Raw genomic sequence first — 14,107 nt, 5'->3', positions numbered from 1 at the left:
GACTTATCCTCGGGCTTGACGGCTGAAGCGGCTGACCAGCGACCACAGGCCGGAGGGCAGGAAGATGATGATCAACAGCAGCGTGCTGCCCAGGATCATCTGCCAGGTGTAAGGAGCGATGGCGAACGCGTAGGTGCGCAACAGTTCGAACAGCCCGGCACCGACCATAGGTGCCGCCACATGGGATGTGCCCCCCATCAGCGCGATAAAGACAAACTCACCGGACGTTGTCCAATACGCCATCTCCGGGTCGACATGGCCACTGACCAACGCGGTAACAGTGCCACCGATGCCAGCCAGTGCTGCCGCGATCAGATACTTTGTGTAGATGATGCGAAACACCGATGTGCCCAGGTACTCGACGCGGATCTCGTTCTCCCGCACCGCTTCCCCGGCGTAGCCGGAAAGTGAGCGGAGATAGAGCCACATAAGTGATCCAAGTATCATGACCATGACCACCGCGACGGCCAGCACCAGATCGCTCGAGGCGTCGTCGGTCGGTACCCAGCCAAGCAGACTCGGACGCAGAACGTTGAAGCCGTCGGTCGAACCCAAGACAGAGCTGCGTACCAGCAGGCCGTACAGGATCATCGAAAATGCCATCGAAAACATGGCAAAGAAGATGCCGCGATAACGGCACAACAAAAGCCCCACCAGAGCCGCTACCAGCACCGAGGCGGCGATGGAGGCCAGCAGAATCAGCAGCACGTCACTGATACCGGCAAACTGCGTCAACGTGCCGGCGACGTATGCACCGATGCAGTAGTAGAGCCCCTGGCCAAACGAGACCAGTCCCGCACGCATCAGTAATACGACACCCAGTACTACGATCCCCTTGCCCATTGCGATGATCATCAGGTAGGAGAGCCATTCGGGCACCAGCAGGCCAAGCACAAACAGGCCCAGCGCACCGCCTATCAACAAAAAAATACTCTTAGTCTGCATCAGATTTTCCTCGCACTGGCCACGGCAAAGAGCCCTTGAGGACGGATCGCAAGCACCAGACCCATCACCGCGTAGATGACGAACAGTTCGACCTCGGGGTAGAGATGCACGGCGGCGGCGCGTGCAAGACCAACAATTAACGCGCCGACTAACGCACCGGAAACGCTACCCAGTCCGCCGATAACGACAACGGCAAAGGCCAGCACAATCACCTCGATACCGATGCCCGGGACAACGGAAAGCCCCGGCGCCGTCAACGCGCCAGCCAGGGCCCCCAGTCCAGCACCAATCAGGAAGGTGATGGTAAAGATGCGGGACACGTTGATACCCAGCGCCTGCGCGATTTCGCGGTCATGAATCACCACCCGCAGCAGCTTGCCGTTGCGGGTGCGGTTCAGGCCGTACCAGAGCGCCAGGCCAATCAGGGTGCTGACAACGATGAGCATGAAGTCGTAATTGGCAAAGGAGAGTCCGGCCAGTTTGGTTCGGCCGAGCAGCGAATAGGGCTGGTAAGCGAAGTAGGGTTCCACCCCCCAGATCAACTTGATCGCATCCTCCAGGATCAGCAGGATCGCATAGGTGACCAGAATCATGACCACCTCATTACGTCCATACATGAAGCGCAGGAGCCCACGCTCGATCAACAGGCCGATGAACAGCCCGGCAATCAGGGCGGCGCCGATCAGCACGGCAAAACTGAGCCAGGGCACGGAGCCGGTCGAAAAATACCAGCCGACCATTCCGGCACCGGCATAAGCGCCGATAGCGTAAAAACTGCCATGCGCCATATTCAGTATGCGCATGACGCCATAGATCAGCGTCAATCCAGCCGCGATAATGAACAGCCAGGAGGCGTAGACGACGCCATCGATAATAATTGCGAGTAGTTGTGTCATTACTACATCCCATACCTTCGCGCCAAAGGCGCGCAGCAGACTGCACAGAGAAAGTTCGGCTCTCCCTGCGTGTCGAGTCATTGCGGATAGTTGCGGGTAACTCCAAGGCATGGCACTCGGCCCGTTCAGCCAAGCGCCGGCCTCGGTTTGCGGATCAGTCGCACTTGGCTCCTGGCATGCCGGCCTTGATCCACTCTTCGGTGATGGCACCTTCCGGCGGGTTTACGCAGTCCGCCGCATAACGGCGCACATCGGTAAAGCCGATCTCGCCATTGCTACGGGTCAGTCGGCCATAAACCATCTCGGTGGCCGCTTGATGGCCCTTGCCACGATTCATGCTGACCTTTCCGCCCGGGCCCTCGAACTCCATGTATTCGAAGGCGTCGATCACCTGCTCGGTGGTGGCGTCTGCGCCAGCCTTGTCGTACGCCAGCTTCAGACCGATGACCGCTTGCGCCATGTGATAAGCCGGGTAGGTCGGCGGGGTGCCGAAACGCTTGGTGAACTCGCTCTGGAACCAGGTATTGAGTTCACTTTCGGGGGCGAAGGGCCCAAACGGGCCGCGGGCGCCGATAATAACGCCATCGGGAAGATGTTCGCCGAGGCTGTTCAATGCGGTCTCCCCGGCGGTGAATATCATCTGGTTATCTTCAAGCAGTCCACGCGCCGCCGCCTGAAGCACCAATGCATCGGTATCGCCGCCCCAGAACGAGGTGTGTACCACATCCGCCGGCTTGACCATCAGGGCGGATATTTCAGCGCCATACTGGCCAGCGAAAAGTTTCGGGAACTGTTCGGTGGTTATTTCGATATCGCCACTGCGCAGTACCTTCAGCGTTTCGGTGAAGTCTCTCCAGCTGTCGTGGCCCCAGGAATAGTTCTGATTTATGCCGGAGATGCTTTTCAGGCTATCGACGGTTTCGTTGATATACCGTGCCGCTGCGATGTTATCCATGCTGGCGGTAGAATGGCTGCGAAACACATACTTGTAATCACCCTCCTCGAACACGCGCGGCGTGCCGCAGTCAAACAGCACCGTCAGCGTCTTCAGCTCTTCCGCCACCGGCGGAATCGCCAGGCAGTCGCCTGAGGAGATATAGCCGACAATGCTGTCCACACCTTCACGGTCCACGAGGTTGCGATACTCCGCGGTCTGCTTGGTTGCCCCCCCCGCCTCATCGACATAGATGGGTTTGATCTGACGACCGTCGATCCCCTTGCCGCTGATCGGCGCCGGCAGCGTACCGTCATTGATCGCATCGATAACCAGATCAGCCGCATTCTTGGCGGGGATGCCAAAGGGTCCGGATGCGGCGCCGGAGAGGAAGGTGACCAGGCCGAGCTTATACTCCTCGGCGGCCTGCACGCTGGTGACCAAGGTACCGGCAGCAACTGCACAGGCAAGGGACAGGGGTTTTAGTGAATCCAATCGCATAATGGCTCCTGAGTGTTGTTGTTATCTGTTCAGGTGATGTCAGCGCAGCGAACCGACGGCTAATGCCTGATCGATCCGAAACGGCTGGGGATAATGCAACGATGCATCGCTGCGACCTGTATACAGCAACCCTCATGCCACTCAGGAAATACGATATATCAAGTTGTTTTTATTGATATTATTTTATTAATCCGGTCATTCACGAAAAAGATGAGCGGTAACCGCTCGGGTTATGAGCGCACCATGAGCGTTTTCCGCTCAACCTGTTGGGTCAACGCTCAAGGTCGCGCGGGTAGTAGACACGCCAATTACCCAGCATCACCCGTGCCGGCGGATAGGCCCGGTTTTCCACCGTCTCGCCAACGGCCATCACCTGCTGGATCTGGTGGGTGACCGGATCGATGGTCGATGTAAACCCGTCCGGATCTTCCGGCAGCTTTATTTTCATCCCCTCAAGCGCGGCAATCAGTGCCTCACGGTCGTTGTAGGGCGGACCGACCGCTCGACCTGCCTGTGCAATCGCCAGGATACCGGCAAACGCGCCTTCCGCACCGGAGGAGGGGAAATAGCCAGTTTCGTTGTGAAATTGATTGACAAACCAGCGGTTTAACTCGGTATCTGGCCAGTTCACGTGGTGCCTAGAGGAGAGCAGCAGTCCTTGTGGCATCTTGGCGCCCAGTTGCGAGAAGATCTCATAGTCGCCACCTTTCTCGAAATTGGCGAAAGTGGTCGTTTTGAACAGCGGCGTCTCAATCGCCTGATTGACGAATGCAACGATATCGCCCCCCCAGAGGCTGTTCACCACTAAATCCGGTTTGGCCGAGATCAACTCGCTGATATAGCGGCTGTAGTCCGGCTCGTTGAGATTGGGCCAGAGTACTCGGACCACCTCGTAGGGCACGCCGAAGCGGTCCAGTGCCGAACGAAAGTCGCTCCACACCTGATAGCCATACTCGTAGTCGGGCCCCAGGTACGCCAGCGAGAGCGGACGCCTGGCAAGGGTGTCGGCAAAGCGCTCCTTTACATAGAGCGCGCCCGCCGCCATCGACTGCCAGGAGTCGTTGGTCACCCGGAAGTATCCCTTGTGCAACAGCTCCCCGGTCAGACGCGAGGATGCATGGTCCGTCCCGATCATAATCACGCCGCGCTCACGCGACAGTTCCGACACCTCCACCGCCACCGAGGAGTTGACGACACCGCAGAGAAAGCCCGCCGAGTAGTCGTTGATAAACCGTTCCGCCACACCAACCGCAGTGGCGCGCTTGGACTTGGTATCACCCAGTACCACCCTGAGTTTCGGCCAGTTGCCCGGCTCGCGCGCAAGGTACTCCAGGCCCAGCTTGATCCCTACCACCGAATCCCGCCCCAGCACACCTGCGCGGCCCGACATCGGGAACAGGCAACCGACCACGATATCGGCATCATCGGCCGTCGCCCCCATCTCGTCGTAAGCCGCCGCTCTGAACGCATAAAGAGAGCAAAGCAGCGTCAGCAGGAGCGTTATTCCGGCCCGCAAAACGGGTACTGCCGGCCTCAGGTTATTCATAGTCGCCCAACTTTAGCTTCTGCATACGCCGCTTCAGCGCGTGCCGCGATATGCCCAGCCATTCGGCTGCCATCCCTTTGCGGCCGTTGGCCCGATTAAGCGCTTCAAGTATGTACTCCCGCTCACGCTGCATGATCTCCTCGGCCAGCATGCCGTCGGGAGTCATCTCGGCGCCGTCATCTCTCGCCACATTCTGCGCCGATGCGCCACTGTCCAGGCTTCTCTCCGCCGGAAGTGCGGAGTGCTGAATCTCCACTGGCAGCTCCGCAACACCAATTTCACTGCCGGAATAGAGAATTGTCAGCCGCTCGATCATGTTGCGCAGCTCGCGCACGTTCCCCGGCCAGTGGTAGGCGCGCAAACGCGCCGCCGCCTCTGCCGACAGCCAGATCGGCTGACACCCCTCCTGGCGGGCAAACTCGTCGACGAAATAGGCCAGCAGGGCCGGGAGATCCTCACACCGCTCCACCAGGGCGGGGACGCTCAGCGGCATCACATTCAAGCGGTAGTAGAGATCCTCGCGAAAACGTCCTGCCGCTGACTCCGCCTGTAGATCTCGATTGGTCGCGGCGATGATTCTGATATCCGCACTGCGCTCGACGGTCCCCCCCACGGCACGAAAGCGATGCGTCTCGAGAAAGGTCAGCAGTTTCGCCTGCAGTGCCAGGGGCAGCTCGCCGATCTCATCCAAAAACAGCGTCCCGCCGTCCGCCAGTTCAACCAGCCCGCTACGCTTTTTGTCGGCACCGGTATACGCCCCACGTTCAGCGCCAAACAGCTCAGCCTCGAGCAGACTCTCCGGCAGCGAGGCACAGTTAACGGATACGAATGCGGCATCCGGATTTCTGACATTGTGCAGCGCCTTTGCAACCAGGGTTTTGCCGCCACCCGAAGGGCCTAGCAGCAGGATGGTCTTAACCGAGCTGGCACCGATACGCGAGACCTGGCGGCGCAGCTCCTGCATAGCCGGACCGTCACCGATCAACCCGCTGTGATCCGCCATCTGGGTGCGGTAATACTGCACTTCATCGCTCAGCCGTTTCTGCTCGTAACAGCGCCTGATCAGCAGTACCAGCTCATCCAGATCAAAGGGTTTGGTGATGTAGTCTTGAGCGCCTCGCTTGACCGCCTCCACCGCTGTACGCGTATCGCCATGAGCCGAAATCATAATCACCATCGGCGCGCCGGGGCCGTCATGGATTGCCTCCAGCACCTCAAGCCCCGACAGGTCGGGCAAGTTCAGATCAAGTAACAGGATATCCGGCTGCGCTGAGCGGACCGCTTCGATTCCGTCCTTGCCGGTGTAGGCGGACTCGACATGCATCTGCTCCTCCTGCAGCGAGAAGCTTAGGCTGCGTACCAGATTCCGCTCATCATCGACGATCAATACACGTGGACTACTCATGTCTTTCTAATTTCTCTCTGTCCGTGGTGTACAGCGGCAAGCGCAGGCTCACGCGCATCCCCTGCCCGGAAACACTGCGAAACGTCAGTTTGCCATCGTTCGAATGAGCCAGTTGGCTGCAGATGGATAGCCCCAACCCCGTGCCGCTGGATTTGGTGGTGTAAAACGGTTCGGTAAGATAGGCCAGTTGCTCCTGACTGACGCCGGGCCCGTTATCCTTGACGAAGAGGTATGCCGACAGCCCCTGGCGGCGCGCCTGCAGGCGCACCGTGCCGCCCATCGTTTCCATCGCCTGAATAGAGTTCATCACCAGGTTCATGATGATCTGTCGCACCTGTGCAGGATCGGCCCAGGCATAGACCGCCTTGTCATGCGCGACGGTTTCGATCTGAATGCCATGGCTGTGGGCGATGCCATCCGCCAGCACTTTCACCGAGTCGATCAGCTCCTGCAGGTTGATACGGTTCGCCTCAGCCTGCCTCGGCCGGGCGTAATCGAGCAGCAGCTGCACCACATCGTTGGTGCGATCAATCTCATGGCTGACCATCTGCATCAGCTCCAGCCGGTGCGGCTCCGTTTCCTTGCGCGACAGTGCCTGAACGCTGGTTTTGATGGTCGCCAATGGATTGCGGATCTCATGGGCCACACCTGCCGCGAACTGTCCAAGCACAGCGCGACGCTCAACCTCCACCATCCCCCGAATCAGGCGTTTGAGCCGCAGCCGCATACGCTCCTGTGCGAGCGCCAGCACCCCTATCTCAGCAGTGCCGCGGATATTGAGCGGCGTGTCGAAATCACCTCCGGCTACCCGCTCTGCCCCTTCTATCAGAGGGGTAATCTGGTCACTGAGACGTCGTGACAGGTGCCGTGCCAGCCAGACAATGCCGATGGCGGAGGCGAAGACCAGCAGTAACAGTCCGAAACGGGCCAACTCCAGCGGAGAGTAAAGAGGATCCCCCAACCACAACAGTCGAATATTCCATCCGGGCAGAAACTCCGCGCCCACATCATCCCGTTCACTTAGTGCCGCATGGGGATCTACCTGTGTACCCAGCTGGCTCAAATAGACACCGTTCGGCGCTCGAAGCAGAGGCTGCTGCAGCCCCTGCAGCTCGAGGTCCCGCATGCGGTCGGTGAAACTGGTCAAACGCAATACCAGGCCGAGCCAAGCCGCCTGCTCCGGGTTATCGCTCTGATTCAATCCCAGTTTGAGCACCAGCCAACCCGGTCGATCGACATTCGGGGAAACCGGGCCAAGAAGTTCGGCGTCACGCAGTGGCGTAATCGGCAGAGTGCCAAGATCGATGCCGACCCTGAGCGATTGGGGAAGATACCACTCCGGCGCGGAGGTGAACCGCCGCTTGAGAATGACACCGTATACATAGGGGCTATCCAGTTGTCGACGAAGCGTGCGATCGACCGCATCTGGAAGTAGAGCTCCGGTTCGCGTGGATCCGAGGTAGTCGGACAGCACCGGGTCATCGATCAACTCCTGCAGCTCGAACAAACGCTCCTGCAGGAAACTGGCCAGCAGATTCTCTGTCGCCGCCATGCGTGCGTTGGTTCGACTCTCGGCCACCTTATTCAGGGCTCTGACATATAGCGCATCATAAACCCCGGCCAACAGCAGCAGCGGAATCAACGCAATGAGCAGTGAGCTGAGCAGGTAACGGCGCGCAAGGCTGCTCCGCCTGAATAGATGCGGTTGGCTTTTCCGCCTCCCGGTTGAACGCTTGGCCACGAGCGAACGACTCTTATTTATTATAGGGTTCGAATCTCGGCAGGATCCGATATCTTGGAAGTATCTTATTACACTTAACATGGACGCAAGCACTCGACATTGTCGGCTTATCGCTCGATAGCGTGAATACAGGTGCTTGAAACGCTTCCCCGAGCGTCTAAACGAGAGCAACGAACGAGTAATGGAGGGGGATAACCCTGAAACAACTCAGAGCAGCCGTTGAAACGGTTGTGGATCATCTGTAATCAGCGCGGTCCGCCCCTGCATCAACAGCCGCACCCCCGCGATCAGATCGTTGACGGTCCAGTAGATCAGTGGGTAGCCGCTGGCAACGCACGCAGCAGTTTCAGATTGTGTTCATCCAGCGCTTGCCGCTCGTAGTGAACGCTGAAGATCCCAAGGCGTTCCAATAGAGCCGATCAGTTTGGCCGTAGGGCCGAGCCCTCGCGGAGCCGTTACGGTAGCAGTAGTTAGCCCTGGCGCACTACTCTGCCCCCAACAGCGAGGTCAGCACCTGGCGGAATCGGCGTGCACTGGCCTCGGCCTGTGGATGCTGGCGATCGCGTACCACCCATTGCCCAGCGACCATCACATCCCTGACCTGACTGTTGCGACCGGCAAACACCCAGCGATTGAGGATCTCATCGCCGCACGCCGCGGCGAGGTAGGGATCCTCGCCATCAAGCACCAGCAGATCGGCACGCAAGCCCTCCGCCAGCGCGCCAATTGGCTGACCCAGGGCCTGGGCACCACCGCTGAGGGCCGCGTCGTACAGCGTGCGCCCGATCATCGGCTGATCGTCACGATACAGACGGTTGCGCTTCTGGTCGCGCAGGCGCTGGCCATACTCCAGCCAGCGCAACTCCTCGACCACACTCAGCGAGACGTGGCTGTCGGAGCCAATACCGAAGCGCCCGCCCTGGGCCAGATAATCGGTGGCGGGAAAGATGCCGTCGCCCAGATTGGCCTCGGTGGTCAGGCAGAGGCCCGCCACCGCCTGGCTGTTCGCCATCGATGCCACCTCCTCCGCAGTGACATGGGTGGCATGCACCAGACACCAGCGCTCATCCACCGGCATGGTGTCGTACAGTCGCTGCAGCGGTCGTCTGCCGCACCAGGCCAGGCAGTCATCGACCTCCTTCTGCTGTTCGGCAATATGGATATGGACAGGGTCTGAGCCGCCAACGGTCCCGAGCACCTCGGACATCTGCTCCTGAGTCACAGCGCGCAGCGAGTGGAAGCAGAGCCCCAGCGTTTGCTGCGACTGACGCTCCAGATGTGCCCCGATCGATCCGTACAGCCGCAGATAGCTGTCCACATCGTTGATGAAGCGCGCCTGTCCCGCACTGGGCGGCAGGCCGCCGAAGCCGGAGTGGCTGTACAGCACCGGCAACAGGGTCAGACCGATACCGCTGGTCTGGGCGGCACGGCTGATACGCAGTGCCAGCTCCTCCGGCTGAGCATAACGCTGACCACCGGCCCCGTGGTGTACGTAGTGAAACTCCGCCACACTGGTGTAACCGGCCAGCAGCATCTCGATATACAGCTGCTGGGCGATCACCTCCAGCTGCTCCGGCGTCATCCGGCCGACCATCCGGTACATCAGCTCACGCCAGGTCCAGAAACTGTCGTTGGGATCGCCGGCCACCTCCGCCAGCCCCGCCATGGCGCGCTGGAAGGCGTGGGAGTGCAGATTGGGCATACCGGGAAGCACCGGACCGCGCAGCACCTCCGCGCCTTCGGATGCGGCATGGGTACTGATGGTCTGCAACACACCATCATTGGATACGTCAAAGCGCACGTTCTGCGCCCAGCCCTGAGACAGCAGCGCACGTTCAGCGAAGTAAGCCGGCATGACAGGCCCCTCTTTTCGAAGTACGATTTATTGTATATACATATATAGATATTAGAGACGTCTGTAAATTCACATCGCTACGAATCAGCCGTAGCGTATCGCTCAACCCCTGCAGGAGGTTTGCAATGAAGCATCTTTGGTACAACTGCCATGCCGCCACCCTGCAGGGCGGGCACTATTCCATTATCGAGGACGTGGCGATCCTGACCGAAGCGGGCAAGATCGCCTGGATCGGCCCGCGCGCCGAGCTGGAGGAGTCCTGCCCGAGCAGTACCGATCTCGGCGGGGCCTGGGTCACGCCGGGGCTCATCGACTGCCACACCCACCTGGTATTCGGCGGTGACCGTAGCGCCGAGTTCGAGCAGCGCCTGCAGGGCGTCAGCTATGCCGAAATCGCGGCTCAGGGCGGCGGCATCGCCAGCACCGTGCGCGCCACACGCGAGGCGAGCGAGACGGAGCTGCTGACCAAGGCGGAAAGATACGCCCGCGCCTTCCTGCGAGAGGGGGTTACCACACTGGAGATCAAATCCGGCTACGGCCTGGATCTGGCCAACGAACGCAAGATGCTGCGCGTGGCGCGGCAACTGGCGCAGAGACTGCCGCTGAGCGTACGCACCAGCTGCCTGTCGGCCCACGCCCTGCCGCCGGAGTATGCCGGGCGTAGCGACGACTATATTGCACTGGTGTGCGAGCAGATTCTGCCGGCACTGGCACAGGAACAGCTGGTCGATGCGGTGGACGCCTTCTGCGAACACCTGGGGTTCTCACCGGAGCAGGTGGAGCGGGTGTTCATCGCCGCCCGCCAGCTGGGGCTGCCGGTGAAGCTGCACGCCGAGCAGCTGTCGTCGCTGCACGGTTCCAGTCTGGCGGCGCGCTACCAGGCGCTGTCGGCCGATCATCTGGAGTACATGACCGAAGAAGACGCCATCGCCATGGCCGAGGCCGGCACCGTTGCCGTACTGCTTCCCGGCGCCTTCGTCACCCTTCGCGAAACCCAACTGCCACCGATCGAGCTGCTACGCAAGCACAGTGTGGCGATGGCGGTGGCCAGCGACTTCAACCCCGGCACCTCGCCGGCACTGTCGCTGCGGCTGATGCTGAATCTGGCCTGCACGGCGTTTCGCCTGACGCCGGAGGAGGCGCTGGCCGGCGTCACCCTGCACGCCGCTCGCGCGCTTGGACTCGAGCAGAGTCACGGCAGCCTGGAGGTGGGCAAGCAGGCTGATTTCATTGCCTGGGATATCACCCGCCCCGCCGAACTGGCCTACTGGCTCGGCGGCGATCTGCCGAAACGTGTATTCCGCAATGCAGAGGAGATTTTCCTTGGATAAGGTCCTGAACTTCAGCCGTGGCGAGCTGCCGCTGCTGATCAGCATGCCCCACCCCGGTATCGAGCTGACACCGGCGGTCGCGGAGGGGCTGGTCGACGAGGCGCGCAACCTGGCCGATACCGACTGGCATATTCCACAACTGTACGACTTCGCCGTCGACCTGGGTGCCAGCGTGCTGAGCGCTCGCTATTCACGCTTCGTCATCGACCTGAACCGTCCGGCCGACGACAAGCCGCTGTACACCACCGCCACCACCGGCCTCTACCCGGAGACGCTGTTCGATGGTCGGCCGCTCTATCGCCCCGATCAAACACCAAGCGCCGGGGAGCGTGCCCGCTATCTGGCCGAGATCTGGACCCCATACCACCAGCAGTTGCAGGCAGAGCTGGAGCGACTGCGCACCGAGTTCGGCTATGCCCTGCTCTGGGATGCCCACTCCATACGCTCGCGGGTGCCGCGCCTGTTCGAGGGCCGGCTGCCGGACCTGAACCTGGGTACCAACGACGGCGCCAGCTGCGATCCGGCGCTGACCCGACGTCTGGTTGCCGTCTGCGAACGGCACCCGGAGTACAGCCACGTACTCAACGGACGTTTCAAGGGCGGCCACATCACCCGCCAATATGGCGATCCGGCCCGTAACATCCACGCGGTGCAGCTGGAACTGGCCCAGTGCAATTACATGGAGGAGCGGGAGCCCTTCGCCTACGATCCAACATTGGCCAAACCGACAGCACGACTGCTGAAGGCGCTGCTGTCGGAAACGCTCGAGTGGGGACGGAGTACCTATGCCGGAGCCTAGAGCGCTCCCGCATTCAGACAGGCGACAGTTAGAGATAGCGCGCAAACGGCCCTGGATCGTCGGTGATCAGTGCCGTAACCCCCTGCTCCAGAAGACGCGTACCCGCCTTACGGTGGTTGACGGTCCAGCAGATCACGGGATAACCGCTCGCTTTGAGCAGACTCAGCGTGCTCTCTTTCAGCGCCTGCCAACGATAATGAATGCTGTAAATGCCCAACCGTTCCAGCAGCAGCGGCCAATCCGGTGGCAGCCCGGCGGTCAGGAAACCGCGTCTCAGATCCGGTACCAGTAGATGGCACTGACGTAACTGTTCGGCACTGAAACTTGAAACGATCAGTCGTTCGGGGTCGAAACGCTCGAGCACCGGCGCGATTCTCTGAATCACATAGCGCGGGTCGTCGCCGTGATCTTTCACCTCCAGATTCAGCCCCATATCCAGCTCGTCGAGCAGCGTCAGCATCTCCGCCAGTGTCGGCAGCGGTTCCGGCGGCGAATCGCGATAATGACTGCCGATATCGATCCGCGGCAGATCCGCCAGGCTCAGGTTGCGTAGCGGCTGAGGTCGGCCACACAGCCGGGCCAGATCGTCGTCGTGGTGGATCACCGGCGTGCCGTCGCCGAGCAGAGTGACATCCAGCTCGACCCAGCGTACCCCTTGCCGCGCCGCCTCGCGCACGCCGCTGAGCGAGTTTTCCGGCGCCAGCTTGCGCACGCCGCGGTGACCGATGATGCGTGGAATGCCGCTCGCCAGCATGATCCCTCTTCCCTTTCGATGCCTTAGACAGAGTATAAGCCAGTGTTTTCGACTGTGGATTCCGCTCGCCAGCTACTGCGCCAATTGGCCCAACGTCCGCCATCCGGTATACTTTGCGGCCCTATTTATTGCCGAACCGCTGCCAAATCCGCACGCCTGGTACGGGTTAGAAGGAAACTCTTATGAGCCGTATGAATCCAGATCTCGATCGCCTGCAGCCCTACCCGTTCGAAAAGCTCGCGCTGCTCAAGCAGGGCGTCACACCGCCGGCCGGTCTCGAACACATCTCATTGGGGATAGGTGAGCCGAAACATCCGGCGCCGCCGTTCGTGCTCGACGTGTTGCGCGAGAATCTGGACAAGGTATCGGTCTATCCCACGACGGTGGGAATGCTCGAACTGCGTCAGAGCATGGCGGACTGGTGTACCCGCCGCTTCAAGCTACAAGACGGCAGCCTCAGCGCGGAGCGGCACATGCTCCCGGTCAACGGTACCCGCGAGGCGATCTTCGCCTTCGCCCAAGCCGCTATCCAGCGCAGTCCCGACGCGCTTTTGATGCTGCCGGACCCCTTCTACCAGATTTACGAGGGCGCGGCCTACCTGTCCGGTGCCGAGCCCTACTATCTGCCATGCCTGCCAGAGCACGGGTTTATCCCGGACTATGACGCGATTCCGGCCGATATTTGGAAGCGCACTCAGCTGCTGTTCGTCTGTTCCCCCGGCAATCCGACCGGGGCGGTACACAATATGGAGCAGTTGAAGAAACTGATCGCACTGGCCGACGAGTATGATTTCATCATCGCCTCTGACGAGTGCTACTCGGAACTATACTTCGACGAGGAGAAACCTCCGGTAGGACTGCTGCAGGCGTGCGCCGAACTGGGTCGCCACGACTACCGCAACTGCGTGGTGTTCCACAGTCTGTCCAAGCGCTCCAACCTGCCCGGTCTGCGCTCCGGTTTTATCGCCGGTGATGCCGAGCTGATCGAGCCGTTCCTGCTCTACCGCACTTACCACGGCGGGGCGATGCAGATTCAGCACCAGCTGGCCTCTATCGCCGCCTGGAACGATGAAGCCCATGTGCTGGAGAACCGCAGCCAATACCGGCACAAGTTCGACGCCGCCATCAAGGTATTGTCGCCGGTACTGGACGTGAAGACACCGGACGCCAGCTTCTACCTGTGGACGCCGACCCCGATCGATGACGACCAGTTCACCCGCGGCCTGTTCGAGCAACAGAACCTGACCGTGCTGCCCGGCCGCTACCTGTCCCGGCCGATGGCCGACGGCCGCCTGCCCGGCGCCGGCTTCGTGCGCATGGCGCTGGTCGCCACCGTGTCAGAGGTCATCGAAGCGGCCGAGCGTATCCGCCGCTACGTGGAAACGCTGTAAGGAATAGCG

At 60.7% G+C, this 14,107-nt stretch carries 11 protein-coding genes; 3 read left to right on the top strand and 8 right to left on the bottom strand.

The annotated features are described in order from the left end of the window. Positions 1-3: 3 nt before the first annotated feature. The 7 genes from IEX40_RS17430 to IEX40_RS17400 all read right to left on the bottom strand — a co-directional run bounded on the left by IEX40_RS17430 (position 4) and on the right by IEX40_RS17400 (position 9,823). Complete coding sequence (locus IEX40_RS17430) at positions 4-945, bottom strand: branched-chain amino acid ABC transporter permease (protein ID WP_188750596.1); 942 nt, start codon at positions 943-945, stop codon at positions 4-6. Continuing rightward, on the bottom strand, positions 945-1,841 hold the full coding sequence (locus tag IEX40_RS17425) for a branched-chain amino acid ABC transporter permease (protein ID WP_036184931.1): 897 nt from the start codon (positions 1,839-1,841) through the stop codon (positions 945-947). The genes IEX40_RS17430 and IEX40_RS17425 overlap by 1 nt, the downstream gene beginning before the upstream one ends. Before the next feature lie 154 nt (positions 1,842-1,995). Then, complete coding sequence (locus tag IEX40_RS17420; protein ID WP_036184929.1) at positions 1,996-3,276, bottom strand: ABC transporter substrate-binding protein; 1,281 nt, start codon at positions 3,274-3,276, stop codon at positions 1,996-1,998. A gap of 271 nt (positions 3,277-3,547) precedes the next feature. After that, on the bottom strand, positions 3,548-4,822 hold the full coding sequence (locus IEX40_RS17415; RefSeq protein ID WP_188750595.1) for an ABC transporter substrate-binding protein: 1,275 nt from the start codon (positions 4,820-4,822) through the stop codon (positions 3,548-3,550). Then, on the bottom strand, positions 4,815-6,227 hold the full coding sequence (locus IEX40_RS17410) for a sigma-54-dependent transcriptional regulator (RefSeq protein ID WP_188750593.1): 1,413 nt from the start codon (positions 6,225-6,227) through the stop codon (positions 4,815-4,817). Before IEX40_RS17410 ends, IEX40_RS17415 begins: the two co-directional genes overlap by 8 nt. Then, the gene (locus tag IEX40_RS17405) at positions 6,220-7,968 is read right to left on the bottom strand and encodes a sensor histidine kinase (RefSeq protein WP_229680815.1); all 1,749 of its coding nucleotides are present in this window, start codon (positions 7,966-7,968) and stop codon (positions 6,220-6,222) included. The genes IEX40_RS17410 and IEX40_RS17405 overlap by 8 nt, the downstream gene beginning before the upstream one ends. Positions 7,969-8,452: 484 nt before the next feature. Continuing rightward, the gene (locus tag IEX40_RS17400) at positions 8,453-9,823 is read right to left on the bottom strand and encodes a formimidoylglutamate deiminase (protein ID WP_188750589.1); all 1,371 of its coding nucleotides are present in this window, start codon (positions 9,821-9,823) and stop codon (positions 8,453-8,455) included. A 125-nt stretch (positions 9,824-9,948) separates the two neighbouring features. On the opposite strand from IEX40_RS17400, the gene hutI reads away from it, so the two are divergent. Both hutI and hutG read left to right on the top strand, forming a co-directional pair. Then, positions 9,949-11,154 carry an imidazolonepropionase gene (gene hutI, locus IEX40_RS17395; RefSeq protein WP_188750587.1) on the top strand — a complete coding sequence of 402 codons (1,206 nt, stop codon included), beginning with the start codon at positions 9,949-9,951 and terminating at the stop codon, positions 11,152-11,154. Next, positions 11,147-11,953 carry an N-formylglutamate deformylase gene (gene hutG / locus IEX40_RS17390; RefSeq protein WP_188750585.1) on the top strand — a complete coding sequence of 269 codons (807 nt, stop codon included), beginning with the start codon at positions 11,147-11,149 and terminating at the stop codon, positions 11,951-11,953. Before hutI ends, hutG begins: the two co-directional genes overlap by 8 nt. 28 nt (positions 11,954-11,981) lie before the next feature. Here the strand turns inward: hutG and IEX40_RS17385 are convergent, their stop codons facing one another. Next, entirely contained in the window at positions 11,982-12,707 is a 726-nt protein-coding gene (locus IEX40_RS17385; RefSeq protein WP_188750583.1) for a glycerophosphodiester phosphodiesterase, read from the bottom strand. A 191-nt stretch (positions 12,708-12,898) separates the two neighbouring features. On the opposite strand from IEX40_RS17385, the gene dapC reads away from it, so the two are divergent. Next, entirely contained in the window at positions 12,899-14,098 is a 1,200-nt protein-coding gene (dapC, locus tag IEX40_RS17380; RefSeq protein WP_188750810.1) for a succinyldiaminopimelate transaminase, read from the top strand. The last annotated feature ends 9 nt before the right edge of the window (positions 14,099-14,107 follow it).

Source organism: Marinobacterium zhoushanense (assembly GCF_014641945.1).
Lineage (GTDB): Bacteria > Pseudomonadota > Gammaproteobacteria > Pseudomonadales > Balneatricaceae > Marinobacterium_D > Marinobacterium_D zhoushanense.
Note: the sequence above shows the minus strand (reverse complement) of the source record. Positions and strands in the feature narration are given on the sequence as shown.

What these genes read in the sequence shown, in the direction of transcription:
- IEX40_RS17430 (WP_188750596.1), bottom strand. Translation starts at nt 945, where the DNA reads ATGCAGACTAAGAGTATTTTTTTGTTGATAGGCGGTGCGCTGGGCCTG.
- IEX40_RS17385 (WP_188750583.1), bottom strand. Translation starts at nt 12,707, where the DNA reads ATGCTGGCGAGCGGCATTCCACGCATCATCGGTCACCGCGGCGTGCGC.
- IEX40_RS17425 (WP_036184931.1), bottom strand. Translation starts at nt 1,841, where the DNA reads ATGACACAACTACTCGCAATTATTATCGATGGCGTCGTCTACGCCTCC.
- hutI (WP_188750587.1), top strand. Translation starts at nt 9,949, where the DNA reads ATGAAGCATCTTTGGTACAACTGCCATGCCGCCACCCTGCAGGGCGGG.
- IEX40_RS17400 (WP_188750589.1), bottom strand. Translation starts at nt 9,823, where the DNA reads ATGCCGGCTTACTTCGCTGAACGTGCGCTGCTGTCTCAGGGCTGGGCG.
- dapC (WP_188750810.1), top strand. Translation starts at nt 12,899, where the DNA reads ATGAATCCAGATCTCGATCGCCTGCAGCCCTACCCGTTCGAAAAGCTC.
- IEX40_RS17420 (WP_036184929.1), bottom strand. Translation starts at nt 3,276, where the DNA reads ATGCGATTGGATTCACTAAAACCCCTGTCCCTTGCCTGTGCAGTTGCT.
- IEX40_RS17410 (WP_188750593.1), bottom strand. Translation starts at nt 6,227, where the DNA reads ATGAGTAGTCCACGTGTATTGATCGTCGATGATGAGCGGAATCTGGTA.
- IEX40_RS17415 (WP_188750595.1), bottom strand. Translation starts at nt 4,822, where the DNA reads ATGAATAACCTGAGGCCGGCAGTACCCGTTTTGCGGGCCGGAATAACG.